The organism is Pseudomonas sp. AC070 (genome assembly GCF_979258635.1).
The window spans coordinates 1,762,273-1,786,921 of record NZ_OZ409871.1; the positions used below are offsets into that span (position 1 = coordinate 1,762,273).

Annotated in this window: 27 protein-coding genes and 3 pseudogenes; 10 read left to right on the forward strand and 20 right to left on the reverse strand. The window is 60.1% G+C overall.

Annotation, left to right across the window (positions count from 1 at the left end):
• Window positions 1-51: 51 nt before the first annotated feature.
• Together arcD and ACZZ0Q_RS07960 are read right to left on the reverse strand one after the other, a co-directional pair.
• On the reverse strand, window positions 52-1,479 hold the full coding sequence (arcD, locus tag ACZZ0Q_RS07955) for an arginine-ornithine antiporter (RefSeq protein WP_463539438.1): 1,428 nt from the start codon (window positions 1,477-1,479) through the stop codon (window positions 52-54).
• Window positions 1,480-1,655: 176 nt separating this feature from the next.
• Window positions 1,656-2,402 (reverse strand): gamma-glutamyl-gamma-aminobutyrate hydrolase family protein, encoded by a 747-nt coding sequence (locus ACZZ0Q_RS07960; RefSeq protein ID WP_463539437.1) that lies wholly within the window; start codon window positions 2,400-2,402, stop codon window positions 1,656-1,658.
• Between the two features lie 212 nt (window positions 2,403-2,614).
• Between ACZZ0Q_RS07960 and ACZZ0Q_RS07965 the strand changes: the two genes are divergently transcribed.
• The gene (locus ACZZ0Q_RS07965) at window positions 2,615-3,409 is read left to right on the forward strand and encodes an SDR family NAD(P)-dependent oxidoreductase (protein WP_463539436.1); all 795 of its coding nucleotides are present in this window, start codon (window positions 2,615-2,617) and stop codon (window positions 3,407-3,409) included.
• On the opposite strand, the gene ACZZ0Q_RS07970 is transcribed toward ACZZ0Q_RS07965, so the two are convergent.
• Window positions 3,406-4,323 (reverse strand): LysR family transcriptional regulator, encoded by a 918-nt coding sequence (locus tag ACZZ0Q_RS07970; protein WP_463539435.1) that lies wholly within the window; start codon window positions 4,321-4,323, stop codon window positions 3,406-3,408. The two genes, ACZZ0Q_RS07965 and ACZZ0Q_RS07970, sit on opposite strands and share 4 nt — an antisense overlap.
• A 107-nt stretch (window positions 4,324-4,430) precedes the next feature.
• Here ACZZ0Q_RS07970 and ACZZ0Q_RS07975 point away from each other — a divergent pair, with 107 nt between their 5' ends.
• The gene (locus tag ACZZ0Q_RS07975; protein WP_463539434.1) at window positions 4,431-5,183 is read left to right on the forward strand and encodes an SDR family NAD(P)-dependent oxidoreductase; all 753 of its coding nucleotides are present in this window, start codon (window positions 4,431-4,433) and stop codon (window positions 5,181-5,183) included.
• 124 nt (window positions 5,184-5,307) lie between these two features.
• Entirely contained in the window at window positions 5,308-6,765 is a 1,458-nt protein-coding gene (locus tag ACZZ0Q_RS07980; protein WP_463539433.1) for an MFS transporter, read from the forward strand.
• 19 nt (window positions 6,766-6,784) lie between these two features.
• Here ACZZ0Q_RS07980 and ACZZ0Q_RS07985 read toward each other — a convergent pair whose 3' ends face one another.
• Window positions 6,785-7,711, reverse strand: a complete 927-nt coding sequence (locus ACZZ0Q_RS07985; RefSeq protein WP_463539432.1) for a LysR family transcriptional regulator — start codon at window positions 7,709-7,711, stop codon at window positions 6,785-6,787.
• Between the two features lie 111 nt (window positions 7,712-7,822).
• Between ACZZ0Q_RS07985 and ACZZ0Q_RS07990 the strand changes: the two genes are divergently transcribed.
• Window positions 7,823-8,575 carry an SDR family oxidoreductase gene (locus ACZZ0Q_RS07990; RefSeq protein WP_463539431.1) on the forward strand — a complete coding sequence of 251 codons (753 nt, stop codon included), beginning with the start codon at window positions 7,823-7,825 and terminating at the stop codon, window positions 8,573-8,575.
• A 58-nt stretch (window positions 8,576-8,633) separates the two neighbouring features.
• Window positions 8,634-9,020 (forward strand): nuclear transport factor 2 family protein, encoded by a 387-nt coding sequence (locus ACZZ0Q_RS07995; protein ID WP_463539430.1) that lies wholly within the window; start codon window positions 8,634-8,636, stop codon window positions 9,018-9,020.
• Between the two features lie 52 nt (window positions 9,021-9,072).
• Here the strand turns inward: ACZZ0Q_RS07995 and ACZZ0Q_RS08000 are convergent, their stop codons facing one another.
• Entirely contained in the window at window positions 9,073-9,936 is an 864-nt protein-coding gene (locus ACZZ0Q_RS08000) for a methyl-accepting chemotaxis protein (RefSeq protein WP_463542215.1), read from the reverse strand.
• Window positions 9,928-10,692, reverse strand: a pseudogene (locus tag ACZZ0Q_RS08005) (MCP four helix bundle domain-containing protein); the annotation flags it as partial. The gene ACZZ0Q_RS08000 and the pseudogene ACZZ0Q_RS08005, both read right to left, overlap by 9 nt.
• A gap of 223 nt (window positions 10,693-10,915) precedes the next feature.
• Between ACZZ0Q_RS08005 and ACZZ0Q_RS08010 the strand changes: the two are divergent.
• The 3 genes from ACZZ0Q_RS08010 (at window position 10,916) to ACZZ0Q_RS08020 (ending at window position 12,963) form a co-directional block, all read left to right on the forward strand.
• On the forward strand, window positions 10,916-11,527 hold the full coding sequence (locus ACZZ0Q_RS08010) for an LbetaH domain-containing protein (protein ID WP_463539429.1): 612 nt from the start codon (window positions 10,916-10,918) through the stop codon (window positions 11,525-11,527).
• Window positions 11,528-11,618: 91 nt separating this feature from the next.
• Window positions 11,619-12,422, forward strand: coding sequence for a suppressor of fused domain protein (locus tag ACZZ0Q_RS08015; RefSeq protein ID WP_463539428.1), 804 nt, complete (start codon window positions 11,619-11,621; stop codon window positions 12,420-12,422).
• A gap of 220 nt (window positions 12,423-12,642) precedes the next feature.
• On the forward strand, window positions 12,643-12,963 hold the full coding sequence (locus tag ACZZ0Q_RS08020) for a hypothetical protein (RefSeq protein ID WP_463539427.1): 321 nt from the start codon (window positions 12,643-12,645) through the stop codon (window positions 12,961-12,963).
• A gap of 26 nt (window positions 12,964-12,989) precedes the next feature.
• Here the strand turns inward: ACZZ0Q_RS08020 and alaE are convergent, their stop codons facing one another.
• From alaE to ACZZ0Q_RS08055, 7 genes are all read right to left on the reverse strand, one after another.
• Window positions 12,990-13,454, reverse strand: coding sequence for an L-alanine exporter AlaE (gene alaE / locus ACZZ0Q_RS08025; protein ID WP_463539426.1), 465 nt, complete (start codon window positions 13,452-13,454; stop codon window positions 12,990-12,992).
• 114 nt (window positions 13,455-13,568) lie between these two features.
• Entirely contained in the window at window positions 13,569-14,393 is an 825-nt protein-coding gene (ppk2, locus tag ACZZ0Q_RS08030) for a polyphosphate kinase 2 (protein WP_463560438.1), read from the reverse strand.
• 22 nt (window positions 14,394-14,415) lie between these two features.
• Complete coding sequence (locus ACZZ0Q_RS08035) at window positions 14,416-15,375, reverse strand: HlyD family secretion protein (protein ID WP_463539425.1); 960 nt, start codon at window positions 15,373-15,375, stop codon at window positions 14,416-14,418.
• A 2-nt stretch (window positions 15,376-15,377) separates the two neighbouring features.
• Window positions 15,378-15,773 carry a DUF3302 domain-containing protein gene (locus tag ACZZ0Q_RS08040; RefSeq protein ID WP_463539424.1) on the reverse strand — a complete coding sequence of 132 codons (396 nt, stop codon included), beginning with the start codon at window positions 15,771-15,773 and terminating at the stop codon, window positions 15,378-15,380.
• 118 nt (window positions 15,774-15,891) lie between these two features.
• Window positions 15,892-16,821 carry a hypothetical protein gene (locus ACZZ0Q_RS08045; protein WP_463539423.1) on the reverse strand — a complete coding sequence of 310 codons (930 nt, stop codon included), beginning with the start codon at window positions 16,819-16,821 and terminating at the stop codon, window positions 15,892-15,894.
• A gap of 96 nt (window positions 16,822-16,917) precedes the next feature.
• Window positions 16,918-17,322, reverse strand: coding sequence for a hypothetical protein (locus ACZZ0Q_RS08050; RefSeq protein WP_463539422.1), 405 nt, complete (start codon window positions 17,320-17,322; stop codon window positions 16,918-16,920).
• A gap of 139 nt (window positions 17,323-17,461) precedes the next feature.
• Entirely contained in the window at window positions 17,462-17,929 is a 468-nt protein-coding gene (locus ACZZ0Q_RS08055) for a GNAT family N-acetyltransferase (RefSeq protein WP_463539421.1), read from the reverse strand.
• A 119-nt stretch (window positions 17,930-18,048) separates the two neighbouring features.
• Between ACZZ0Q_RS08055 and ACZZ0Q_RS08060 the strand changes: the two genes are divergently transcribed.
• Window positions 18,049-19,446 (forward strand): SNIPE associated domain-containing protein, encoded by a 1,398-nt coding sequence (locus ACZZ0Q_RS08060; protein ID WP_463539420.1) that lies wholly within the window; start codon window positions 18,049-18,051, stop codon window positions 19,444-19,446.
• 52 nt (window positions 19,447-19,498) lie between these two features.
• Here ACZZ0Q_RS08060 and ACZZ0Q_RS08065 read toward each other — a convergent pair whose 3' ends face one another.
• From ACZZ0Q_RS08065 to ACZZ0Q_RS08095, 7 genes and pseudogenes are all read right to left on the reverse strand, one after another.
• Window positions 19,499-20,209 (reverse strand): hypothetical protein, encoded by a 711-nt coding sequence (locus tag ACZZ0Q_RS08065; protein ID WP_463560440.1) that lies wholly within the window; start codon window positions 20,207-20,209, stop codon window positions 19,499-19,501.
• Between the two features lie 144 nt (window positions 20,210-20,353).
• Window positions 20,354-20,550 (reverse strand): annotated as a pseudogene (locus ACZZ0Q_RS08070) (helix-turn-helix domain-containing protein); the annotation flags it as partial.
• Window positions 20,544-20,813, reverse strand: a pseudogene (locus ACZZ0Q_RS08075) (SDR family NAD(P)-dependent oxidoreductase); the annotation flags it as partial. The pseudogenes ACZZ0Q_RS08075 and ACZZ0Q_RS08070, both read right to left, overlap by 7 nt.
• Window positions 20,814-20,908: 95 nt before the next feature.
• Window positions 20,909-21,232: an antibiotic biosynthesis monooxygenase family protein gene (locus tag ACZZ0Q_RS08080; RefSeq protein WP_463560442.1), complete on the reverse strand. Its 324-nt coding sequence runs from the start codon at window positions 21,230-21,232 to the stop codon at window positions 20,909-20,911.
• 28 nt (window positions 21,233-21,260) lie between these two features.
• Window positions 21,261-22,235 (reverse strand): zinc-dependent alcohol dehydrogenase family protein, encoded by a 975-nt coding sequence (locus ACZZ0Q_RS08085; RefSeq protein WP_463539418.1) that lies wholly within the window; start codon window positions 22,233-22,235, stop codon window positions 21,261-21,263.
• Window positions 22,236-22,297: 62 nt separating this feature from the next.
• Complete coding sequence (locus ACZZ0Q_RS08090) at window positions 22,298-22,600, reverse strand: ArsR/SmtB family transcription factor (RefSeq protein WP_463539417.1); 303 nt, start codon at window positions 22,598-22,600, stop codon at window positions 22,298-22,300.
• Window positions 22,601-22,809: 209 nt separating this feature from the next.
• Window positions 22,810-23,751, reverse strand: coding sequence for a LysR family transcriptional regulator (locus ACZZ0Q_RS08095; protein ID WP_463539416.1), 942 nt, complete (start codon window positions 23,749-23,751; stop codon window positions 22,810-22,812).
• Between the two features lie 97 nt (window positions 23,752-23,848).
• Here ACZZ0Q_RS08095 and ACZZ0Q_RS08100 point away from each other — a divergent pair, with 97 nt between their 5' ends.
• On the forward strand, window positions 23,849-24,601 hold the full coding sequence (locus ACZZ0Q_RS08100; protein WP_463539415.1) for an SDR family oxidoreductase: 753 nt from the start codon (window positions 23,849-23,851) through the stop codon (window positions 24,599-24,601).
• Window positions 24,602-24,649 lie beyond the last annotated feature (48 nt).

Below are 24,649 nucleotides of genomic sequence, written 5' to 3' on the forward strand. Positions count from 1 at the left end.
CGGCTGTCATCTGTCTCGGTTAACGGGCGGTCGCGTGGTGCGCCAACCGTTTCACAGCGACAGCCCGCCGCTATACAGCCCATAGGCAGCGAGCGCCGCGGCGCCGATAACGGCGGCAAAAATGAGCTTCTCGATGGTGGTAAACACAGGTTCACCTTGCTCACGTTTGGCCTTGGCAAACAGCAGCACGCCGGGTGCGTACAGCAGCGCCGACAGCAGCAAGTATTTCACCCCGCCGGCGTACAACAACCACACGGCATAGACCAAGGCGATGGCGCTGACGATCAGGTCTTTACGGCGCGCGCCGGCGTCTTGCTCGTAGGTTTCGCCGCGCTGGCTGAGCAGCAGCGCGTACGCCGCCGACCACAGGTACGGCACCATGATCATCGACGAGGCGAGGTAGATCAGGCTGGTATAGGTGCCGGCCGAGAACAGGGTGATCAGCAAAAACAGCTGGATCATCGCGTTAGTCAGCCACAACGCATTCACCGGCACGTGGTTGGCGTTTTCCTTTTTCAGGAAGGCCGGCAGGGTGTTGTCTTTGGCGGTGGAGAACAGAATTTCAGCGCACAGCAGGGCCCACGACAGCAACGCACCCAGCAGCGAAATGGCCAGACCGACGCTGATGAATAACGCGCCCCATGGCCCGACAACGTGTTCCAGCACAACGGCCAATGACGGGTTCTGCAACGCGGCCAATTCCGGTTGGGTCATGATGCCCAGCGACAGCAGATTGACCAGCACCAACAACGCCAGCACGCCGAGAAAACCCAGCACCGTGGCGCGGCCGATGTCCGAGCGTTTCTCGGCCCGCGCCGAATACACGCTGGCGCCTTCGATGCCGATAAACACGAACACCGTCACCATCATCATGTTGCGCACCTGGTCCATCACGCTGGTGAAGTTGGGGCTGCTACGACCCCAGATATCGCGGGTAAAAATGTTCGCATCGAAGGCCACAAAGGTGATGCCGATGAAGGTCACCAGCGGCACCACCTTGGCCACGGTGGTCAGCTGGTTGATGAACGCTGCCTCCTTGATGCCCCGCAGCACCAGAAAATGCACCGACCACAGCAGCAACGACGCGCAGCCGATGGCGATAGGCGTATTGCCTTGACCGAATACCGGAAAGAAATAACCGAGGGTGCTGAACAGCAACACGAAGTAGCCGACATTGCCCAGCCAGGCGCTGATCCAATAGCCCCACGCCGAGGAAAAGCCCATGTAGTCGCCAAAGCCTGCTTTGGCGTAGGCGTAGACGCCGGAGTTCAGTTCAGGCTTGCGGTTGGCCAGGGTTTGAAACACCAGCGCCAGGGCCAGCATGCCAACCGCCGTGATCGACCAGCCAATGATGATCGCCCCCACGTCGGCGCGCTCAGCCATATTCTGCGGCAGCGAAAAGATCCCGCCGCCAATCATCGAGCCCACCACCAGCGCCACCAAAGCGCTCAATCGAAGCTTCTGCGTCGGTTCTGACATCGCCTGTCTCTCTGCTCGCGCGCTCTTACCATAAGAGCGGCGCCACCCTGGTTTAACCAAGCACAGAAAGTACAAACGTGCCGAATAAATTGGCAGGGAATGCCCAGACAGCCGCGCAACGCCGTACCTGTAGGAGAGGCTTCAGCCTCGATAGCTGCAAACGTTATTCTCCAAGCTCAGCGCCGACTCGCCCGCTCCCGGCACGCCTGCCCAAACGCTTCAAAAATCACCGCGTAATCCGGGTTATCGGTCACCTGCCATTCCGGGTGCCACTGCACGCCCAGCGCAAACGCGCGGCTGCCTTCCACCGACAGCGCTTCCACCAAGCCATCTTCTGCCACCGCCTCGATACGCAAGCCGCTGCCGACGTCGGCAATGCCCTGGCCGTGCACCGAATTGACCTTCAGTACACCCTTGAGTCCCAACTGCTCCAGCACGCCGCCCGGTTGCACGGTGACGGTATGAATACGCGCGTATTGCGCTTCGATGGGTTCGTCGTCCGGCGGTTCGTGCTGCAGGGGCGAGCTTTTTAGCGACTGATGCAACGTGCCGCCAAAGGCCACGTTCAGCTCTTGCAAACCGCGACACGCACCCAACACTGGCAGCCCGGCGTCTATCGCGGCGCGCCACAAGGCCAGCGCTTGTCTGTCGCGTGCGTCATCGTGCTCGGTGCCGGGCGCGCTCGGTGGGCCACCGTAATGATGGGGTTCGATATTGGAGGGCGCGCCGGTGAAAAACAGCCCGTCGAGCGAATCGATGATATCGGCCAAGGCCAGTAAATCCGGGAACTGCGGCAGTATTAGCGGCATCCCTTTTGCCGTGGTGGCAATGGCTTGTGAGTTCTTGTCGTCGTTGATTTGCACCGCGTGTGGGCCGATCTGATACGAGCAGGCCGTAACGCCAATCACTGGAAGACGCGGCATAACTCCCCCTGTTTTTTTCGTTGCGCGTAACCGTTTGGATTACGTGAACGGCGAAAGCGCACAAGGTTTCTGCGCAGCGACTAAGCGCTTCACCGAAATAAATCCGGCCCGACTACTGCTGCGCTCCGGCAAACCTTCCCATGCGCTACTACGCTGGTGAGCGACCTAAATCACCCGCCAGGCCGGCGCCTGGCATTTACGGAGAACGCGGCATGCACATCGACTTGAGCGGCAAGACAGCCTTGGTTACCGCCTCCACCGGCGGCATCGGTTTCGCCATTGCAGAGGGCCTGGCGGCAAGCGGCGCCAGCGTGATTGTTAACGGCCGCAGCGATGGCTCCGTACAGAAAGCGTTGGCCCGCCTGCGCGAAACGGCGCCGAACGCCACCCTCACCGGCGTGGTCGCCGACCTGGGCGATGCCAGCGGTGCCGACGCCTTACTCGCCGCGCTGCCCGCCGTCGACATTCTGGTCAACAACGCCGGCATTTATGGGCTGGTGGATTTCTTCGAAACCGATGACGCCTGCTGGGAAAATTATTGGCAAACCAACGTCATGTCCGGCGTGCGCCTGAGCCGCGCGCTGGTGCCGGCCATGGTTGAGCGCAAGTGGGGCAGGGTGGTGTTTATCTCCTCCGAATCGGGCCGCAACATTCCGGCCGACATGGTCCATTACGGCGTCACCAAAACCGCCCAGCTCGCCGTCTCGCGCGGCCTGGCCAAACGCGTGGCCGGCAGCGGCGTTACCGTGAACAGCGTATTGCCGGGCCCGACCTTATCCGACGGCCTGGCCACCATGCTCGAAGAACAGCGCGCCAAGTCCGGCAAAAGCATCGAAGCCGTCGCCGCCGAATTCGTCATGGCGCACCGGCCAACTTCACTCATCCAGCGCGCGGCCTCGGTAGAGGAGGTGGCCAATATGGTCGTCTATCTGTGCTCGCTTCAGGCATCTGCCACCACCGGTGCGGCTTTGCGGGTGGATGGTGGGGTGGTGGACGATATTCTCTAGCCCTCCCGCTGCCACACCGGCGCACTCAAATGCTCGGCGAAAAAGTCGGCCAGCGCTTTCACCTTCGCCGGCCGGGTGCGTGAGGAGGGCGTCACGAAATACAGGCCGCCGCGCGCCATGTGCCAGTGGGGGAGCAGGGCGACGAGGCGGCCGTCGGCGAGGTATTCGCTGGCGATGAATTCTGGCAGTTCAGCGATGGCCAGCCCTTCGAGTAATACCGGCAACAGCGCGTCGGAGTTAGTGACGCGCAGCGGGCCGGTCGGCACCACGTCTTCTTCGCGTCCGTCGTCGTGGGTGAAGCGCCACACTTGGCTGCGTGCCCGGTAGGCGTAGCTCAGGCACGGACGGTTGGCGAGGTCTTGAGGGTGTTGCGGGTGGCCGTGGGCTTGCAGGTACGCGGGGGCGGCGACCAGGTATTGCGCGACGCCGCATAAGCGCCGGGCCACCAGCGACGAGTCGGGCAGTACGGCGATGCGCAAGGCGGCGTCGAAGCCCTCGGCGATCAGGTCTACCGAGGCGTCGGACAGGTGCAGGTCTACCGAGAGCTCGGGAAACTGACGCAACAAGGTTGGCATCAGCGGCGCGACCCAGCGCAGGCCGAAAGCCATTGGTATGGCCAGCCGAACCTGGCCCCGCGGCTGTACCGACAGTTCTTGCGCTTCGCTTTCGACTTCTTCGGCTTTCCGATAAATATCGCCGGCCTTGGCGGCCATGCTGGCGCCGAATTCTGTCAGCGAAAGCTGGCGCGAGGTGCGGTTGAACAGGCGCCCGCCGAGCCGCTCTTCCAGCCGTGCCACGGCTCGCGACACGGTCGGCACCGACACGCTCATTACCCGCGCCGCGGCGGCGAACGAGCCTTCTTCGGCCACCTTGGCAAACATTGCCAACCCTTCGAAATCGGGAAGTCTGCTCATTTCAATTCTGCAATGATGGCTTTCATACAATTCTATTTTGAAAGGATGCTCGCGTCGATACGCTTCTCCCACACCGCAACTCACTCACTGCAAACGGGAGAAACACCATGACCAATAAACTCGAAGGCAAGATCGCACTCGTCACCGGCGGCACCTCCGGCATCGGCCTGGCCACTGCCAAACGCTTCGCTCAGGAAGGCGCTCACGTGTATATCACCGGGCGTCGCCAGGCAGAACTGGAGGCTGCCGTAGCGGCAGTCGGCAACGCCACCGGCGTACAAGTGGATTCCACCCAACTGGACCAACTCGATGCCTTGTACCGCCGCATCGGTGAGGCTCACGGCCGCATCGACGTACTGTTTGCCAATGCCGGCGGTGGCTCGATGGTGCCGCTGGGCGAGATCACCGAACAGCACTATGACGACACCTTCGACCGCAACGTAAAGGGCGTGCTGTTCACTGTGCAAAAAGCGCTGCCACTGCTGGCAGACAAGGCGTCCGTCATTCTTGCCGGCTCCACGGCAGGCAGTTCCGGCACGGCGGCGTTCAGCGTGTACGCCGCCTCGAAAGCCGCCGTTCGCTCGTTTGCACGTAACTGGATTCTGGATCTGAAAGACCGTCACGTGCGCATCAACACCATCAGCCCGGGCGCCACCCGCACGCCGGGCCTGGTCGACCTGGCCGGCCCGGACGCCGCGCAACAGCAGGGCCTGCTCGACTACTTGGCATCGCAAATCCCGATGGGGCGCGTGGGTGAAGCAGAGGAAATTGCCAGCGCGGCACTGTTCCTGGCCTCGGATGACGCCAGCTTCGTCAATGGTATTGAGCTTTTTGTCGACGGTGGTCAGGCGCAGGTCTGAATAGCGGCGCCCGACCGCATCCACGGTCGGGCGGCTCACCAAAGAACCTCTGAACTCCCGCTCGCTGCGCTGGCTCTTAAACCTTAGGACCCCAACCTAACAATAAGACCTGAAGGATGCGGCGATGAATTCAGTGGAGCGTGCCTACCAGCCTGGCGAAGTATTTGAAACGGACCTTCCTTCCCGGCTCGACCGGTTGCCTTGGGGGCGCTTTCACACGTTGTTAGTGTTCGCCTTGGGCATCACTTGGTTGCTCGATGGTTTGGAAGTAACCCTGGCCGGTTCTGTCTCCGGCGCGCTGAAAGACAGCCCGCAACTGCACATGGACAACGCCGATATCGGCCTGGCCGGCGGCGTGTACATTGCCGGCGCGGTGCTTGGCGCACTGCTGTTTGGCTGGCTCACTGACCGGCTGGGACGGCGCAAGCTGTTCTTTATCACCTTGTGGTTGTACGTGGGCGCCACGGCGGCGACGGCGTTTTCCTTCAACCTGGAAACCTTTCTGTTGTTCCGCTTCCTCACCGGCATGGGCATCGGCGGGGAGTACACAGCCATCAACTCGACCATTCAGGAGTTCACCCCGGCGCGCTATCGCGGTTGGGTTGACCTCACCATCAACGGCACCTTCTGGTTGGGCGCAGCACTGGGCGCGGGCGGGGCGATTGTGCTGCTCGACCCGCAAGTGGTGGGCGGCGACATGGGCTGGCGCCTGTGCTTCGGCATTGGGGCGGTGTTGGGGTTGGTGATTTTGGTGATGCGCTTGTGGCTGCCGGAGAGCCCGCGCTGGCTACTTATTCACGGCCAGCCCGACGAGGCACGGCGCATTGTTGAAGGCATCGAACAACGCATGATCGAGCACGGCCACACGTTGCCGGCCATCACCAGCGCACCGCTGCGCTTGCACGCCCGCGACCACACGCCGTTAAGCGAAATTTTCCACACCCTGTTTCACACCTTCCGCCAGCGCTCCTTGGTCGGCTTGACGCTGCTGACTGCGCAAGCGTTTTTCTACAACGCGATTTTCTTCACCTATGCGCTGGTGCTCACCGACTTTTACAACGTGCCGTCCGAGCATGTGGGCTGGTACGTGTTGCCGCTGGCCTTGGGTAATTTCTGCGGTCCGCTGTTGCTCGGCCGGTTGTTCGACGTAGTCGGGCGCCGCGTCATGATCAGCGCCACCTATGCGATTTCTGGCGTGTTGCTGGTCATCAGCGGTTATTGCTTCCAGCAAGGCTGGTTCGACGTCACGCAACAGGCCATCGCCTGGATGGTGATTTTCTTCTTCGCTTCGGCCGCTGCCAGCTCGGCGTACCTGACCGTGGCGGAAACCTTTCCCTTGGAAATTCGCGCCCTGGCCATCGCCGTGTTCTATGCATTCGGCACCGGCCTGGGCGGCATCATCGGCCCAACGCTGTTCGGCGAACTGATTGAAAGCGGTGAGCGGGGCAACCTGTTTATCGGCTACCTGATCGGCGCCGGGCTGATGGTGATGGCGGCGGTGGTGCAGGCCATCTGGGGCGTGGCGGCGGAGCGTCAGTCGTTGGAAACAGTGGCGCGGCCGTTGTCGCAAGCCAAGGACTGAGCGCGCCGTTCGCTGGCGCTCAAGGCCGCGCGCGAAAACGTGTGGCCCATTGCTGAACACGGGCGTGCTCGGCCAGAAAGTCGACAAACGCCCGGGTTTTTGCTGGCAGCAATTTCTGGCTGGAGAAGTACAGCGAGATCTGCCCGGCATCCACGTACCAGTCGGGCAGCAGCCGCTGCAGCCGACCGTCTTGCAAATAGGGCAGCACATCGGACACCGCCAGCAGCGCCACGCCCAAGCCCAAGAGAGCACTCTGGCACAGGGCCTGCGGGTCGTTGACCAACAGGCGCGGCGACAATTCAAGCGGCACCTGTTGGCCTTTCGGGCCTTGCATTAACCAACTTCGAACTTTGCCGGTTTGCACTGAGCGCATGGCCAAGTGGTCGAGTTTGCTCAGGTCTTCCAAACGCTTGATGCGGCCGCGTGCTTCCACATGGTCTGGCGCCGCAACCAGAATTAAATGAGCCGGCGCCAATTCGCGCGCCACCAGCCCGGGCGCCAATTCCAGGCCGCCACCAATCGCCGCATCGAAGCCTTCGGCGACCAGATCGACCTGGCGATTTTCCAGGTACCACTCCGGAACGATGCCCGGATAGCGCTGCAAAAACGCCGGCATCAACGGCAGCAAAATGTCCCGCCCAAACCCCGGCGCCGCCGACAGGCGCAGCACGCCGGCTGGCTCGCCGGCATTTTGCGTGACGTCGGCAATGGCCGCTTGAACGCTCTCCAGGCCGCCGCCTACGGTCAGTAAAAAACGCTCGCCGGCTTCGGTAAGCGTGATGCGCCGGGTGCTGCGTTGGAACAGGCGCACGCCGAGGTTGGCCTCCAGCTGCGCGACGTTACGGCTGACCGCCGCTGGCGTCAGCCCCAGGCGCCGCGCCGCCGCTGAAAAGCTTCCGCTTTCAGCGCTGCGTACGAATGACAACAGGTTGGCAAAGGTTTCCACGGCTTATAGCCTTCAAGTTTTACTTGAAAGCAATACTAGTGATTACCCGCTACTGACGAAAGAACAAAAAGCGTCTTATAGCCTCACTTAACCCATCACGAGGCTTTAACCATGACCACTGACACACGCTCACTCACCGGCAAAATCGCCATCGTTACCGGCGGCTCACGCAGCATCGGTGCCGCCATTGCCAAGCGCCTGGCCGCCGACGGCGCCACAGTCGCCATCACCTATAACGCCTCGGCAAGCAGTGCTGAAGCCGTGGTCGCCGCCATTATCGCCGCGGGTGGCCAGGCCGTTGCGCTGCGAGCTGATGCCGGCGATGCCAACACGGTTCGCGCCGCCATCGAGGACGTGGCTGAGCGTTTTGGTCGCATCGATATTCTGGTTAACAACGCCGGCATCAGCGTGCTCGGCGCACCGCAAGACATCGCCTTCGACGACTTCCAACGGATTCTGGCCGTCAACGTGACCGGCGTATTCGTCGCCACGCAGCAAGCGCTCAAACACATGGCTGAGGGCGGCCGCATTATTCACATCGGCAGCTCCATGGTGCAGTACGCCGCCTTCCCCACGGCCTCGGTGTACACCCTGACGAAAGGCGCAGTGGCCGGCTTCAGCCGTGGCTTGGTACGCGACCTGGGGCCGCGCGGCATCACCGTGAACACCGTGCACCCAGGTCCAACAGACAGTGACATGAACCCCGCCGACGGCGCCGTCGCCGACTTTGTTCGCCCCAACATCGCCGTGGGCCGGTATGGCGAAGGCAAAGACATCGCCAGTGCGGTGGCTTACCTGGCCAGTCCCGAGGCCGGCTTTGTCAGCGGCGCTGAGCTGCTTGTAGATGGTGGCTTCACCGCCTAATGACGCAACCTTCCACGTCGTCAGACGGCGACGTTGCAACCTTCCGAACAGGTGATCCATGAACGATTCAACGGCAACACCCGAAACCGATTTCGACGCGCTGCTGCGCGCCAACCTTGAGCGTGTATTCAATGAACGCAACGCCGCCACGCGCGCCAGCGCCGTGAGCGACCTGTTCGCCAGCGCGCCGACGCTGTATGAACCGGCCGGCATCGTCCACGGCCAAGCCGCCATCAGCGAAGTGGCGGGCGCGTTGCTTGAACAGTTTGGCCACGACTTCGCCTTCACCCCAACCGGCCCCGCAGTTGGGCACCATGGCTTGGGCCACTTGCGCTGGCAGGCCGGGCCGAAAAATGGGCCGGTGGTGGTGAGCGGCGTGGATGTGGCGCGCATCAGTGACGGCAAAATTACCGAGCTGTGGGTGCTGTTGGATGCGCCGGTGTAACCACCAAAAAGCCCGGCGTCGGCCGGGCTTTGCGTGGGGCTTTAGCCGAGGTTTACACCCTGAAGCGGCTCACCAGCCCATTCAGGCTGGTCGCCAGGTGGGACAGTTCCTGACTCGCAGCCGTGGTTTGGTTAGCGCCGGCAGAGGTTTGCACGCTGAGGTCGCGGATGTTGACCAGGTTTCGATCAACCTCGCGAGCCACCTGGGCTTGCTCTTCCGAGGCGCTGGCAATCACCAGGTTCCGTTCACTGATCTGGCTGATCGCATCGGTGATGCGCTGTAAGGCACCGCCGGCATCCTGAGCAATTTCAAGGGTCTGGCGAGCACGCTGGGTGCTGGTTTCCATCGCACTCATGGCGCCGGCCGAGCCTTGCTGAATGGTGCCGATCATCTGCTCGATTTCCTGCGTCGAGGTTTGCGTGCGGTGCGCCAAGGCGCGTACTTCATCGGCCACCACCGCAAAACCGCGCCCGGCTTCACCTGCTCGCGCCGCTTCAATGGCGGCGTTGAGTGCCAACAGGTTGGTTTGTTCGGCAATGGCACGAATCACGTCGAGCACTTTGCTGATGCTACTCACGCCGTCGCCCAGGTTTCTCACTTGTTCGGCGGTACGGGTGACGTCGTCCGACAGCAGGCCGATGGAGTCTACGGTTTTGGTGACCTGTTGCTGACCATGCTTGGCGGTCTGGGTCGATTCTTTGGACGCTTCGAAGGTGGCGACGGCGTTGCGCGCTACCTCATCGACCGCAGCGGTCATTTCATTCACTGCCGTGGCGGCTTGGTCAATCTCGTTACTTTGCTGGTGCAGCCCGCGCGTGGAATCTTCCGTGACCGCGTTGAGTTCTTCGGCGGCGGAGGCCAACTGATTGGAGGAGTCGGCGATGGCGGAAATGGTTTGCTTCAGGTTTTGTTGCATCACCTTCAGCGCGGCCAGTAATTGCGCGGGCTCGTCGGTGCCGGTCGCCTCGAACGACTCGGTGAGATCGCCTTTGGCAATTACCTGTGCCACGGCCAGGGCTTCGGTTAATGGCCGGGTAATACTGCGGGTGAACAGCAGCGCCATCAAACCGGTGAGCACTGCGGCCACCACGATAAACACCATCACGCCACTCATGGCGGCGGCATATCCGTCGTCCGCTTTTTTATCGGAATCGGCGGCGCCGTCTTGGTTGATTTTGATCAGCTGCGCCATCTGCACGCCCAATTCATCTGAGGCTTTTTTGTAGTTACCGCCTAACAGTGCACGCATTGCGTCGGGCTGGTTGGCGTTGGAAAGCTGCACCAGCTCGCGGTTGGCTCCTTTGTAATCGCCGACCACGCGCTGAAAGCTTTGGTACTGGGCGCGCTCCTGGTCATCGTCGATCAGTTTTTCATAGCGCGCCAATGCCTGATCGACCTGGCCGCTCAGCTCATCAATACGCGCCACCGTTGCAGCGAGTTTGTCTGCGTCGCGGTCAACCAGCAGGCGGTAGGCCGTGATGCGCAGGCGCAGCATGCTTTCGTTCACGCTACTGAGCGCCGAAAGGCTTGGAATGCCTTTGTCGGAGAGGTCTTCGCCTTGTTGACGTACGGATTTGAGCTGATACATGGCAAACAAACCCAACAGAATCACCAGCACTCCGATGAGGGAAAAACTAATGACGGCTCGAGGGGCAATTTTTAGCTGACGCATGGAGGGAGGCTCTCGATTTGTTTTTGGCGTATGCAAATTATCGTCCGGCCGGAAATAAGCATTAGTGCCGTCTGGCGGGACATGACGGTGCGTGTGCAACAACCATGGATCAGCGCGAAGGCGCCTGGCCTAGCGCGGCGTGCCCGCAGTTGGGTGCACTGAATGAATTAATTGGTCTATCGCCGATCTACGTTTGCGAGCCCAATCGACAGGAAGTGCTGCGTTGAACGAACCCGATATCCGTACATTTATTGCCCGATGGGACTCGCTTGGCCTGGCTCCGGCTGCCCCTTGGCAGGTGACACAGGCGTGCGAGGAACACGTAGGGGCGCTGCTGGCGCGGCTTCCAGAGGGCTATCGGCGCTACGCAAATTGCGCCATTCACGAAACCGCCACCGTCGAAGAAGGCGCCGTGCTCAAGGGCGCCATCATTGTTGGCAAAGGCGCGTTCGTAGCGGCGGGCGCGTACTTGCGTGGGGGCGTTTTCCTTGGCAGTCATTGCATCGTCGGGCCCAGCTGCGAGATCAAAAGCAGCTTTATGCTGGCGGGCAGCAAGCTGGCGCATTTCAACTTTGTTGGCGATTCAGTGATAGGCGAGGGCGTGAATATCGAGGCCGGCGCGATCATTGCCAACTACCGCAACGAGCTGGACGGTGCGGATATCAAAATTCGCGACGGCGATCGGGTGATCGACACGGCCGTAAACAAGTTCGGCGCGCTGGTGGGCGATGGCAGCAAAATCGGTGCAAATGCCGTCATCGCTCCGGGCGCTTTGCTCCTGCCCAACAGCCGGGTGCCCAGGCTGGGGCTGGTTGACCAGTTCGCCTACGATTAAGCGCGGCTGTTGATCACACGCTCGCGAGCACGCTCGCTCCTATAGAGACCGCGTTTGACCGGCTCTTCATATCTCCACGCAAGGATCGCCCATGAGCTTATTCGACAAACTGCGCAACGCACTTCGCCCCTCCACAGCACCGACCGCCGGGCAGGCAAGCTGCCTAGCGGAGCCCTCTCTGGTAGACAGTGCCGACGAAGCGCGCAGGGCCACTCATGCCGCAATGGATCGCCACTGGCAGGGTGTGGGAACGGTAGAAAAGGATGTGCTGGGGTATTTTCTCAGCCCTTCATTCACAGGCGGGCCGGCGTGGCCGTCAACACGCCAGGCGTATCGCGTGGTGCGCCGTGGCGAGCGAATTATTCTGGCCACCGACGGCCTGAGCGACCCGTTCGATGACGCCGAAGGCTTGGGCAACGGCTTTGAAATGGAGCTGTTTGTTGAAACCGCAGACATCAGCGCGGCGCATCGCGGCACGCCTGGCGATGTGTCGAGCTTGAGTGCTTCGTGGGCCTTTGAGCTGCTCGAACACGTCGCGCAGATTGTGGCTGACGCCGGTGGTATTACCGCGCAGTTGGAGCAGTACGGCGCGTTGTCGATGGAGTTGCCGGGCGTCAGCCAGTCGCGCGCAATCGGCGCCGCGCTACCGGCCCGTTTCGTGACCGATGACGACGCCTTGGGCGTGCTGCTCGGCGGTCCGAAACCGGACTTCAACGACTCGCTTGATGACATGCCGCTGTCGCCGGTCAAGCTGGTGCCCATCGTGGTGCTAACGGCGAAGGAGCTGGAGTTTGTGCGCGCAGGCGGCGGTAAGGCGCGCGCTGAGTTGGTTGAGCGATTGGTCGCCGCAAGCGTCGGGCATGTGAGTGATTTGCAGCGAGACAGCGTGGTTTAAAGGTTGCGCACGGGTTCGAGCTCAAGCGGGCGCGTGCGCTGCGACGTCGGTGCATGTTTTTTCGACATTTACTGAGCACGGCTGCGCTGCTAAAGAAGTTTCCCGAGAGCCCTACGCCTGCCTAAAATTTTTCCTACAAACGAATTGCACATCTTCGTTAAAGCTAAACGCATCAGCGCGAGCAACTGCTTGGTGCGAGTTCAGTTATAAGGAAAATCAGATGGCAAATTCCACGTGGTTAATGTTCCAGGCATTGCGGCAGAACTCTGTAGAGAGCCGTCGGGCCTACACGCTGCTCATGGAGCTGTCGCGCTACGCTCAAGACAACGAGACCGCGACACGCATCTGGAACGCAGCCCAGGGCTTGATGGAAAACGCCGGAACGCTCAGCCGGATTTCCCGGGAACTGCAGTCGGGAGTGCTGTGCCGCAGAAATTGCCTGAGCCGCGTTCCGTCGCTGGACTCGTTAGGGATGTTCAGCGCAGCGGCCTTGCAGCAGCCGCACGCGGCAGTGCAGGACCAGTCGTCTCAGGATCGGTAAGCAGCGAGCAGGTTCGGGACCGGCCTTCAGCGTTTCAATGACATTGGACGTTCGCCACCCTCAGTCAATCCGAATCCGCGTCGAACCACGTTTAGAAAGGCGCCGTAAGGGCGCCCCAGTACCAGCATGATTACGCTTACGCCCAGGGTGCCGCGCAACACGGCCTCGCCGTCGGCGCCGGCCAACCCGAGCAACGCGGCATAGATGGGCACATGAAAACTCAACAGGGCGAAGGAATCCCAGGCCAGCTGCGACAGACGACCAGCGCCGGCGAAGCGCATCACCCAATCTCGCCACAGGCCATAGGGCCGTCCGCAAAACACCATCAATGCAGCGCCAATAAGTCGGGCCTCCAACACCTGTTGCCAGCTCATGCCCGCGACGAAACGCTCATTGATGATGCCGGTGGTGGTGAAGAACAGCAGCAGAGCAAGCGTGTCCGCCACAAAAGATCGCCACTGAGCGCGGTTGGCGTTGGGTGAGTCAGACAACGTTTACGTTCCCCGTTTGCAAAAAGTCGCTCGTAATGGAGTCGACGCAAACGGCGAACGTTCCCGGTAAAACGGCAGGGCCTGTTAGACGGCTTGTCGGTTACCGCTACCCCCTCAATATTTCTCAGCCACCATCCTGAACGGATAAGGCGCCGCCTTGTACTTGCCGATCTGCCCACGCTTGGGCAGTTTCACCGGCTGTTTGTCGACCACGGCTTTATAGGGAATTTGCTTGAGCAGGTGGCTGATGATGTTCAGGCGTACGCGCCGTTTGTCTTCGGAGCGCGCCATGTACCAGGGCGCCCAAGAGGAGTCTGAAGCGGCGAACATGTCGTCGCGGGCGCGGGTGTAGTCGTCCCAGTGGCCGTAGGATTTCACGTCCATGGCGGTGAGCTTCCACAGTTTTCGGCCATCGGTGATGCGTTCTTGCAGGCGCCGGGTTTGTTCTTCGGCGCTGACTTCCAGCCAGTACTTGAGAAGAATGATGCCCGACTGCACGAGCATCTTTTCAAACAGCGGCACCACTTTCAAAAACGTGTGCGACTGCTCGTCGGTACAAAAGCCCATGACCCGTTCCACGCCGGCGCGGTTGTACCAGCTGCGGTCGAAGATCACCACTTCGCCAGCGGCGGGCAAATGGGTGATGTAGCGCTGGGCGTACATCTGGCTTTTTTCCCGCTCGGTGGGCGCCGGTAGCGCCACCACACGAAACACGCGCGGGCTTACCCGTTCGGTCAGCGCCTTGATGGTGCCGCCCTTGCCGGCGCCGTCGCGGCCTTCAAAAACCACGCACACTTTCAAGCCTTCCTGCTGCACCCACTGCTGCAACTTCACCAATTCCACGTGGAGCTTTTTCAGCTCGGCGTCGTACACCTTGCGTTTGAGCCGTTCGCCGCCTGCGGTCGATTCGGCGCTGGGTTTTTTCTTCGCGTTGGCCATGGTGATTCCTCCGCCGGGGCTGTTAATGGAAGGGGAAGATGTAGTTCATCCAGGCGGCCATGCGCAGCAGAATCTTGCGCATGATGGCCACGTGGTGGAAATGCTCGCTGTAGAGCGCCGCCTGACCGTAAGCGCCGCCTGGCATGCGCGCGGCGTACTCGGCGTAGGCGGGGTCGGTGATTTCGATGATCACCGGCACGCGCCCCGGTGGCGGCGAGCCGCTGTAGCTGATCAAGGTGCCCGAGGGTTGCACCTGGCCCTCGCCAATTACGCCGAGCACTTGCTTGACCTTACCGGCGAATACCTTTCCGGGAATGCCATCGAACGCCACTTCGGCTTCGTCGCCGGCGCTCAAGCGCAGCTGGCTGTTCTGGCGCATCCATGCGGTGAAGTACGGACCTTCATCCGGCACGAACACCATCGAGGGGCGCAGCGGCAGTTGGCTGGCCATCATGCCGGGGCGCAACGACACATGGGTGACGAAGCCACGCGCTGGTGCGCGCACCACGGTGTTGTCCAGTTCGAACTGAGCCAGGCCCAACTGCGCTTCAAGGTTGTCGACTTGCGCGGTGGCGAGGTCGACGTTGCGGCGGTTGCCCACTTCGCGTTTAACCAGTTCGCTGGCGCGGTTCTGGTCGGCGCGCGCAGACACCAGTTGCGCCTTGATGGCTTTGACCCGCCATTCAAATGGCTTGGGATCGATGCGAAACAGCACGTCACCTTTTTCGATCATGCGGTTGCCTTCCACCGGCACCTCGATGACCTTGCCCGTGACCACCGGAATAACCGGCGTGGTGACGAAATACGAGCGCGCCACCTCGGAGTAGGGGTGGTTGTAATTCATCACAAAAATCAGCGCACCGATCAGCAAAATGCCGCCGAGCACGGCGGTGGGCACGGTCCATTTGTTCAGGGGAATTCGGAAGATTTTGAAGATGGCCACGCAGATCGCGGTGTACGTCAGGATCAGCAGCAAGTCCATGGCTAAACGTCCTTGTCGATGGCAGCTTGGGTCGGCGTAGGAGCAGGAACCTCCACCTGCGGCGGCTCAGGTTCAGCCGCGTCGCGCTCGAGCCGCTCTATGCGTTCGCGCAGTTCGCTCAGTTGCAATTCCAAGTCGGACGAGGGCAGCGCGGCACCGGTTGCCGGGTTGAAACCCCAACCGCGGTCGCTGCGGTACAACATGGCCCAGATCCATAAAAACGGCCAAAGCGCATGCAGGGTAAACAGGCTGACCCAACCTGCTGCATGAATGGCGTCCTGGTGCGGGTGGTTACGGTGTACGGCGATTTCGTACGGAATGTCGTGCATCACGATAATTCCGTAGAACAGCACCAAGCCCGCAAAAAACAGAATTCCCAATGCGATGTAATCAAGCATACGCAGCCTCCAGCCCCGTCCCTTGTAGGACCAATGCTGGCTGAGTATGGACGAGCGTTTCATTTTTGCCGGCTGGGCCGATTTATTTGTTAACGCCCGCCTGTGACCCGCCGCAGGCTTAAAACTTATCGATCTGCGCGTACACCTGAAGCCACTCGCCTTTGGCGGTGGCACCGGCCGCTGGCGGAGCGGCGGCATCGTCCTTGGCCACCTCGTTAAGCAGCGACAGTTTGGTGGTGTCGGCGCTGAGCAGCTTCACCGCGTACTGCTTCCAGATGGCCTTGCCTTCTTTATCGGTGGTGGCGGCCAGCACCCGGGCTTCGGGTTCTTCCAGCTCCGGATAGTCGACGGCGTCGGGCGTTTTAAAACCTGCGTTTTCCCAATCGGCCAGCTCGATGGTCAGTGACGAAGTGGTGTAGTCGAGCGTGGATTTTTCGGCCTCGCTCATGCCCGTCAGCAGTTTGAGCTGGGCTTTGAGCATCATCGGTTTGGTGTCGTTGTCGTTGTCGTTCTTGATTTCGGCGTCGTTGATGCGCTTGTAGGTTTCGTCCCAGAAACGCGAGTCGCCGGCGTCCATTTCACGCATGGCGGCGGCGATTTCGCTGGTGGTGTAGGTGCCGGTGTCGTCGTAGCTGATGGTCGACAAGGTTTGCCGGCTCAGGCCTGAGAAGGGGTTGTCGGCTTTGTCCAAAAGAAACTGGTTGGCCTGCTCGACGAGGGCCAGACGCGTTGGGTCTTCACTGGCGGGCTTCTCTTTGAACACCTCGGCGTCTTTGCCTTCGGCCAGAATCTGCTGGTTAACCGAGGCCAGCAATTCGGCCGGCAGCGGCTTGGAGCGCCAGCCATCAAGCCGTTTGGGTTCGTCAGAGTAAGGGTCTACTTTTGGCGTGGTGCCGATGGACAAGGTAATGCCCACGGTCGGCATTTTGTTCTCCGGCAGCGGCGCAATTTTGCTCGCGTTCGGGTCAGGCGCTTTGCTTAGCAAGCGCGTGTAAAAACGGTTTTCCAGTTGCTGGAATCCCGCGCTACGAATGCCTCGGTCCATCACGTTGAGCTTCCTTTTAACGTGGTTCTGAAGACCGTATCGGCCAAGCTTCAGCGGCCTTGAGCACCGCATCGGCGCGGCGGCGTTTTGCTGACCCGCTTATGGCTCTACAAAAAACTCAAAATCGCGCGCGATGGTGCCATCGTCGCGGTAGCTGATGTACACCACTTGGCCGTCGCTGCCAGCGACAAACGCATACGGCCATTTGCCGTTGGCTTTATGCATTTGCTCATACACCGGCATGAAGAAATCCAACGTTTGGCCTTGCGGGTCGTACGGCAAATCGACAAAGAAAATTGGATAGTGGCCGCCATTGCACAGCTGCAAACGGTTCAGCTTGATGCCGTTTTTCTCCAACACCAACCGCGTTGGATGCTGCCAGGTAGTGAGGTCCACATCGTGGCAGTCGCTCGCCAGCTTGGTATAAAGCTCGGTTTTTTCAAGGGGTGTGCCAGCCATCGCCAGGCTCGGCAGCAGGAGAAGCAACGAGAGGAAACGCGGCACGGTGGTGCTCCGGAAGAGGGCGTTTGGGGGAGGGCGGATTGTAGTGGGATCTGGGAGTGGAAACTGAGCGAGTTTTGGAGGCAGGCAGTAGGTTCGGTCGGGAGCGGGCCATTCACAGAAATCCGCTTTATGCGCCACCTTACTTAACCGGCACTGGATTCAGAACTCGCTCCATCACAATCGTTTTTTCCTGCCCGTGGAGCACCTCACGGACCGCCCGGTACCCAAGCTGCGCGTAAAAACGCTCAGCGGTAAGCGAGGAGGGGACGCTCAACTTTTCGATCCCTGAATCCCGAGCAGTTCTTTCAACGACCTGCATAAGGGATTTGCCTATGCCTCGGCCGTGGCATCGCGGATGTACAAACACCGAGCGAATCACATCGCCGTCCAGGCTGGCGGTTCCCACGATGTGCTCGAACTCCAAGGCCACGAACACCGTTCGTCTATTGATGAGCGCCGAGACTCCCATTGGCGAAAAACTCAGTTCGACCTGCGCGATGACGGTCGGCGAATAATCCTGCGCATTGGCAATTCGCAGGGCGGCGATGATCACCTGGCTTACTGCCTCGGCATCTTCTGGTCTGGCACGTCTGATTTCGGTTGCCATGGTCTGGCCTATTGATGAACGTGATCGCTGAAGAGGAAATGTACCCGTTGCGCTTCAGGGTTGCGTTATAAAGTGCGCCAATCCGGATCAGCATCGATTCACTAGTAAGGAAGGAACCTATGGCTCTTAGCGACTATTGGAACGGCCCAGCACATCGTCAGCGCGCGGATGATTTGGACAGCCAACTTACGGTTGTTCAAGCGCGCTATGCGCAGTTGCAAGAAGTCAGTCGTAAGACCGGCGCCTTGGCGGCTTTTGAAATACAGCAGTTGATCGAAAAGGAACTGAGCCGCCTTGCTTCCGTTCGCCATGAAATCAAACAAGCGGAACAAAACAAGGGCGCGATAGCGCGACAGGCAGATGACCTGCGCGCGCAGATCCTCGTGTGGGAGGAGACGATACTTCTGGAAAGCTTCGCGCTGTACGAGCCCAAGTTCAAACTCAATGCCAGTCACGAATACAAGGCCCGCCTGGACATCACCCGCGAGCGCCAAAAGGCAATGATCAAGAGCGGTGAAGCAGCCGTAGGAAACATGGACTGGACTGTGAGCGGAAGCAAGACTCAAGGCCGCAAGCTCGTAAACGACATGATCAAGCTGGTAATCCGATCGTTTAATAACGAGGCGGATTTTTGCGTAGACAGCGTCAAGTTTGACAACGTTGAGCTCGGCGAAAAACGGATTCTTAAATCATTCGAAGCCTGCAATCGCCTCGGTAAGGTGATGAGCGTAGAGCTGTCCAGCAAGTACCTGACCCTCAAACTCGACGAGCTGCATCTTGCTCATGAGTTTCAACTCAAAAAACAGGAAGAAAAAGAAGAAGCCAAGCGAGCGCGGGAAGAACTGCGAGAACAGCAGAAACTTGAGCAGGAGATTCGGGCCGCGCGCGAGAAAATCGCTAAAGAGCGCAAGCACTTTAGTGCCGCGCTGCGCGACCTTCAGGCGCGTTTAGACAAAGCCGTGACTGACGAGGAACGCGTGCCTTTAATGGCCAAACTCGCCGAGGTAGAGGCTGGCCACGCCGCATTGGAAAGCGAGGAGAAGCTAATCGATTATCGCGAGCAGAATGCCAAAGCCGGCTACGTTTACGTCATTTCAAACGTCGGTGCGTTTGGCGAAGGCGTTTATAAAATTGGCATGACTCGCCGTTTGGAGCCTATGGACCGTGTCGATGAACTCGGCGACGCATCGGTACCATTCTGGTTCGACGTGCATGCGATGGTTTTTTCCGACAACGCGCCCGCGCTTGAGGCGAAGCTGCATGAACGCTTCGCCAAAGGTCGTCTGAATAAGGTCAACGGACGAAAGGAGTTCTTCCGGGCGGATATCGCTGAAATTGAAACAGTCATCCGCGAGAGCTACGACGCTGCGGTTGAAGTTACTTACGAAGCGCCGGCTGAGCAGTATCGAGAAAGCCTGCGCATGACGTTGCCCGCACCGGCTATTCAAGAGTCCGAACATGCCGCAGCAAAAGGACATAGCTTGTCGGATAAACACAGCGCTTTCGTCCTGAGCTAGCAGACGAGGAGTCTGCTTCTCTTTGCCAGGAATAGCTAACGAGCTCCCGAAATTACTTCGGTTTGATCGGGAGCGTCAGATGGGTTTTACGCACGATCAGGTTGGTATCGGCCGTTATTTTGTAGAGGGTGGCGTCTACCCGTAGGAATACGTAATTTTCAGTCGCGAGAATTAAGTCGCCTGTTAGTGGGCCTTCGTTCGTGGGTATTTCGAACGATTTTTCTAGCGCCTTTATTTCGCTTTTGTCGACGTTCAACGCCGGTGCGATGCCTTCAAAGGCCACCTCTTTCCCGAGTATGTATGCAAGCACGGGGGCAAACAGCGCGAGGGCGAACGCGGTGGCGATACACCAAGACAGAAAATTTCTCTGGTTGTTGGAGCCTTCCCTAATCGTCAGCGCTACCAAGGTGGTGCACGCGACCATAAGGCCACCGCCCACAATGCAGCTAGCCAAAATGCCGGATGTCGCAGGTTTCAGTACCAGTGCATATCCAGTGGCCAACAGGTCGGAAATGGAAAAACTGATCTCGGACCGTTGGATTCCGTAAGCCTCCATCACCCCTAGTCGGCGCATATAACCGGCGATGAGCAGGCAACCGTTAGTGACTGCCACAAGCATGACGCCCAGCTTGAACCACGCATCGAAGCTGATAAAAGCGGGCGGCGTTTCTGGTTGTGGAATCGCGACCGCAGATGCCGGGATGGCGTTGGGTAGGTTTACGAGCTCAACACGCACTACGGCATTTTTCTTCTTCCAGAACATTTGCACCTTCCGTTGGTATGGGCTTCCTAAGTTGGCGGTGACAATACCCGGGCTTGATCAAGGTGGAAAATAGCTGAGTCGGTAAGAGGGCTGGGTGCGCGCTTAATTCCTAGTCCGTGCAGTGCAAACGGAACGCAGCAGCCCTCAGTGCGACGACACAAACGGTGAAGCCGTCGTCGGCGCCGGCAAGGCATACGCCTGTTTTTCATCCACGCCACTTCGGCCAATGGGGTGCGGCCGAACACGCGCTTGAAGTCGCGGCTGAATTGCGAAGCGCTTTCGTAGCCGACCAGGTACGCCGACTTCGCGGCAGTAAGGTCGTTGCGCAGCATCAGTAGGCGTAACCGGCGTTATTTACCAACACATCCACCGGGCCGTACTGCTTTTCCACGTCTGCGACCAGGGCATCGATGACATCAAAGTCAGTCACATCCAACAGCACCGCGTGGGCGCGCTCGGGGGCTAGCGCAATAAAAGCCATTCGCGCCGATTCGCTGCGAACGGTGCCGATTACCCAGTGGCCCTGAGCGAGCGCTTCTGTGGCCAGCGCTTGACCAAAGCCGCTGCGGGCGCCGGTGATAAAAAGGGTTTTTGCTGCATGCATGGGCCGCACTCCCGAGGAACAAAAGGTGCAGCCATGCTAGGGCGAGGAGGGCAATGACACGCTGCCGGATCGGATTCGACTATTGCCTAATCCTCTCAAGTCGTTCCATGCGTGCCGCCCCCCGCAGCAAACGCCGCGCCCTCGATGTGGTAGACGCTGGGTTCGTCAGAGAAATAATCCTCCAACCCCTGCATAAACAACCGATGGTCTTCACTCGCCTCGAAGCCCGGCGTGTAGTCTTCGAGCGACGCCCATTGCACGATCAGGTTGAACACCGCCGGCTGTTCAATGCCTTGGGCCAGCAGGTGGCCGCCGTAGCCCTTGGTGCGTGTGAGTAGGGGGGCGACGCTTGCAAATGCACGTCGGAAACTGTCGATGCGGTCTGGGTGGACCGGCAGCAGAGCGATCTCGTAAATCATGGGGTACCTCCAATAGACGCAAGCGCGCTTAGGCAATGAGCGATGGCTCGACGGCAATCACGATTTTTCCTCGAAGACCGTTGTTCCGACCTTCCAGCCGGGCATGGGCGGCACCGAGGTCGGCCAGCGAATACACGGCGCCCACGTGAGGTCGCAGCTGACCGCGTTCAACCAACGCGCTCAATTCGTCGAGCTTGCCGCGATTTTGTCGGGTGAAAACGAAGTGGTAGCTCGCGTTTTTGCCCCAGGCTTGAATCACGTTTTGCGGCTTGGCGATGTCGACAATCGACACCACACGGCCCAGTTGGGCGAGCACATCGGGGCTGCGGGTGAGCGTGTCGCCGCCGATGGTGTCGAACACGACGTCGACGCCGTGGCCCGCCGTTTCGCGGTTGATGGCGGCTACGTAATCTTCTTTCTCGTAATCGATAACCACATCGGCGCCCATGCTGCGCACGAACTCGGCGTTTTCCTCACGTGCGGTGGTGTACACCTTCGCGCCAATGGCTTTTGCCAGTTGAATGGCCACGTGGCCGACACCGCCCGCGCCGCCGTGGATAAGCACGCTTTCGCCCACTCTCAGCGCTGCGCGCACCACTAAGGCTTCCCACGCCGTGCCACCCACCAGGGTGAGGCTCGCGGCTTCCAGATGGCTCAACGATGCTGGCTTCTTGCCGATGATGGCTTCGGCCGCCACGTGGTATTCGGCGTAACTGCCGGGGCCGTCAAAAATTTGCGGCGTGTACCAAACCTCATCGCCCGGCGCGAAGCTCGTCACGCCCGGACCTACGGCTTCGACAACGCCTGATACGTCGTGACCGGTTATGGCGGGCAGGGGCACCAGGTCGGCGTAGTCGCCACGGCGAACCTGGTAGTCCAAGGGGTTAATGGAGGTGGCATGCACCCGCACCAGCACCTGTCCGGCGCCGGGTACGGGTTTGGGCACTTCGCTTAATTGGAACGATTGCGGGCCGCCGAAGGCGTTGAGCAACATTGCTTTCATGGTGAATCCTCGTATCTAGATAAAGGGATATCGAGGAATCTCGATATCCATGGGCAAAAAAATTAGAGACCTGTGCCTATGGTCTCCGCCAGAGCACTGATGTTTGCTTCATTGCGCTTGTAGTACGTCCACTGACCGATGCGCGTGGCGTCGACCAGACCGACTCGTTGCAACGTCGCCAAATAAGCCGACACCGTTGACTGCGAAAGGCCGATGCCTTCCTGAATGCTACTGACGCAAACGCCAACCGTGTGAACGTCGCCCTCATCTTGCGCAGGGAAATGTTTCTCCGGGTCCTTTAGGCCTTTCAAAATTTGAAGGCGTATTGGATTGGAGAGGGCTTTGAAGATTTCGACGAGTTCCATGGGGAGAGGAGGATATCGAGATTATTAGATATGTCAATACGGTGGGGGTAATCGTTTGGGCGTGGGGTTCGCGGTCTGAGGATAGGGCGGGAATCTTTGTTTTCAGGGTTCGCCACCAAGGTGGCTCCTACAGAGCCATTAGTCTTCGGTACAAAGGAGGCGAAACCGCCGTAGGCGCTAGCGTGCTAGCGAACCCCGCGAACTAAAAATCACCCCCCACGCACCCGCTCATCCCACGGTGTAGGCGAGGGAAACAGCTCCTCCAAAAAACCCACAAACGCCTTCACATTCGGGCTGCCGCGCCGGCTTTCCGGCCATAAAGCGGTGATGAACGAACGGTCTACCGCGTGCTCGGGAAACAGCGGCGTCAGCTCCCCGCGCGCTACATACGGCGCGGCGACATAGGTGGGCGAAATGCCAATGCCGCCACCGGCTGCCACCACGGCGGCGACTGCATCGCTGGCATCGATGGTAATGCCCGATTCCGGCACCCATTCGCTGACGTTGCCCTCCACATTGAACGGCCAGCGCAAGGCCAGGCCGGAACTTTGGTAGCGGAAGTTCACGCAGTCATGTTGTTCCAGCTCGCTCAGGTGCAGCGGTGTGCCGCGCCGGGCCAGATACTCGGGCGAAGCGAAGGCGGCGATGCGATGGGGCGCCAATGTTTTCGAGATCAATCGAGAGTCCGCCAGGTTGCCGACACGCACGGCCACGTCGATGCCTTGCTCGATGATGTCGGCGAGCGAGTCGCCCAGGCGCAGGTCGATGGCGAGCTTGGGGTAGCGCTGGCGAAATCGCGGTAGGGCCGGAGCCAGGATGTTCAAACCAATCGGTGGCGGCGCGGTGATTTTCAACGTGCCCGACGGTTCGGCACGCGAGGCCACGGCGGCCTGATCGATGGCTTCCACTTCTCGCAAAATGCGCAGGGCGCGCTCGTATAAATCGCGGCCTTCGGGCGTGAGCGTGAGCGAGCGGGTCGTGCGGCTAAACAACTTGAGCGCGAAGTGCTGCTCAAGGCGCTGCACGCTTTTGCTGATGGCCGAAGGCGACACGGACAAGTCCCGCGCGGCGGCCGTGTAGCTGCCCAGCGACGCGGCGCGGGCAAAGGCAATAAGACCGGTCAGGCGGTCTAACCCTATTTGTTCCTTCATGGCATCAGTAAAGCGACTTACGGCCTAATTATCAATCTTCGCGCTTACCTTTAGGCTTTCTTCCATCGACGCCATCCGGGCGTTCAAGGAGATAGACATGACCCCAACACCTGCTCTCAACAGCGCGCTTCCCAGCAACCTGCACGACCGCACCGTGGTGATTTTCGGCGGTACCTCCGGCATCGGTTTAGCTGCCGCCATTCAAGCCAAAGCCAGCGGCGCTCATGTAACCGTGATCGGCTCCAATGCCGCCCGTGCCGAACAGGCCGCCCGCGACAACGGCCTGGACGCCTGGCGCGCCGCCGACGTGACCGACAGCGCCGCCATTTACACCGCACTGGCAGATGTCCCCCACGTCGATCACCTGGTTCTGCTGGCCGGCACCTACGTGGTGGGCAACGTGCTGGACGCCGACATCGGTCTGCTGCACCGCGCTTTTGACGAGCGCATGTGGGCGTCCGTGCATGCCATTCGCGCCTTGGGCGAGCGCCTGGCCAAAGACGGCTCCATCACCTTCATTTCCGGCATGTTGTCCGAGCGCCCAACGGCCCACGGCAGCGCGGTGTTGGCGGCTGCGTCGGCGGCGATGGAAGCCTTGGCCCGAGGCCTGGCGTTGGAATTGGCGCCGATTCGGGTGAACACCCTGTCGCCCGGTCCAATCGACACGCCCATCTTCAGCAAAGCGCTGGGCGAAGGCCGCGATGCGTTCGTGAGTGCTCTGGAACAAACGCTGCCGTTGCGCCGTCTCGGCACCGCCGAAGAGGCGGGTGCGGCCACGGTTTTCCTGATGACCAACGGCTTTATGAACGGCGCCACGCTGAATATCGATGGCGGCGCGCGGTTGGTCTGAGGAAGCCAGCCAGGCGGTGGACGAGGCGTCAGCGCGTCATGAGAAGCT

Coding starts and splice junctions, on each gene's coding strand:
- ACZZ0Q_RS07990 (WP_463539431.1), top strand. CDS start 7,823: ATGACCACTGACACACGCTCACTCACCGGCAAAATCGCCATCGTTACC.
- ACZZ0Q_RS07980 (WP_463539433.1), top strand. CDS start 5,308: ATGAATTCAGTGGAGCGTGCCTACCAGCCTGGCGAAGTATTTGAAACG.
- ACZZ0Q_RS08040 (WP_463539424.1), bottom strand. CDS start 15,773: ATGCTTGATTACATCGCATTGGGAATTCTGTTTTTTGCGGGCTTGGTG.
- ACZZ0Q_RS07995 (WP_463539430.1), top strand. CDS start 8,634: ATGAACGATTCAACGGCAACACCCGAAACCGATTTCGACGCGCTGCTG.
- ACZZ0Q_RS08095 (WP_463539416.1), bottom strand. CDS start 23,751: ATGAAGGAACAAATAGGGTTAGACCGCCTGACCGGTCTTATTGCCTTT.
- ACZZ0Q_RS08080 (WP_463560442.1), bottom strand. CDS start 21,232: ATGATTTACGAGATCGCTCTGCTGCCGGTCCACCCAGACCGCATCGAC.
- ACZZ0Q_RS08100 (WP_463539415.1), top strand. CDS start 23,849: ATGACCCCAACACCTGCTCTCAACAGCGCGCTTCCCAGCAACCTGCAC.
- ACZZ0Q_RS07970 (WP_463539435.1), bottom strand. CDS start 4,323: ATGAGCAGACTTCCCGATTTCGAAGGGTTGGCAATGTTTGCCAAGGTG.
- ACZZ0Q_RS07960 (WP_463539437.1), bottom strand. CDS start 2,402: ATGCCGCGTCTTCCAGTGATTGGCGTTACGGCCTGCTCGTATCAGATC.
- ACZZ0Q_RS08020 (WP_463539427.1), top strand. CDS start 12,643: ATGGCAAATTCCACGTGGTTAATGTTCCAGGCATTGCGGCAGAACTCT.
- ACZZ0Q_RS08000 (WP_463542215.1), bottom strand. CDS start 9,936: ATGCAACAAAACCTGAAGCAAACCATTTCCGCCATCGCCGACTCCTCC.
- ACZZ0Q_RS07965 (WP_463539436.1), top strand. CDS start 2,615: ATGCACATCGACTTGAGCGGCAAGACAGCCTTGGTTACCGCCTCCACC.
- ACZZ0Q_RS08085 (WP_463539418.1), bottom strand. CDS start 22,235: ATGAAAGCAATGTTGCTCAACGCCTTCGGCGGCCCGCAATCGTTCCAA.
- ACZZ0Q_RS07975 (WP_463539434.1), top strand. CDS start 4,431: ATGACCAATAAACTCGAAGGCAAGATCGCACTCGTCACCGGCGGCACC.
- ACZZ0Q_RS08015 (WP_463539428.1), top strand. CDS start 11,619: ATGAGCTTATTCGACAAACTGCGCAACGCACTTCGCCCCTCCACAGCA.
- ACZZ0Q_RS08065 (WP_463560440.1), bottom strand. CDS start 20,209: ATGTTCTGGAAGAAGAAAAATGCCGTAGTGCGTGTTGAGCTCGTAAAC.
- ppk2 (WP_463560438.1), bottom strand. CDS start 14,393: ATGGCCAACGCGAAGAAAAAACCCAGCGCCGAATCGACCGCAGGCGGC.
- ACZZ0Q_RS08035 (WP_463539425.1), bottom strand. CDS start 15,375: ATGGACTTGCTGCTGATCCTGACGTACACCGCGATCTGCGTGGCCATC.
- ACZZ0Q_RS08055 (WP_463539421.1), bottom strand. CDS start 17,929: ATGGCAACCGAAATCAGACGTGCCAGACCAGAAGATGCCGAGGCAGTA.
- arcD (WP_463539438.1), bottom strand. CDS start 1,479: ATGTCAGAACCGACGCAGAAGCTTCGATTGAGCGCTTTGGTGGCGCTG.
- ACZZ0Q_RS08060 (WP_463539420.1), top strand. CDS start 18,049: ATGGCTCTTAGCGACTATTGGAACGGCCCAGCACATCGTCAGCGCGCG.
- ACZZ0Q_RS08090 (WP_463539417.1), bottom strand. CDS start 22,600: ATGGAACTCGTCGAAATCTTCAAAGCCCTCTCCAATCCAATACGCCTT.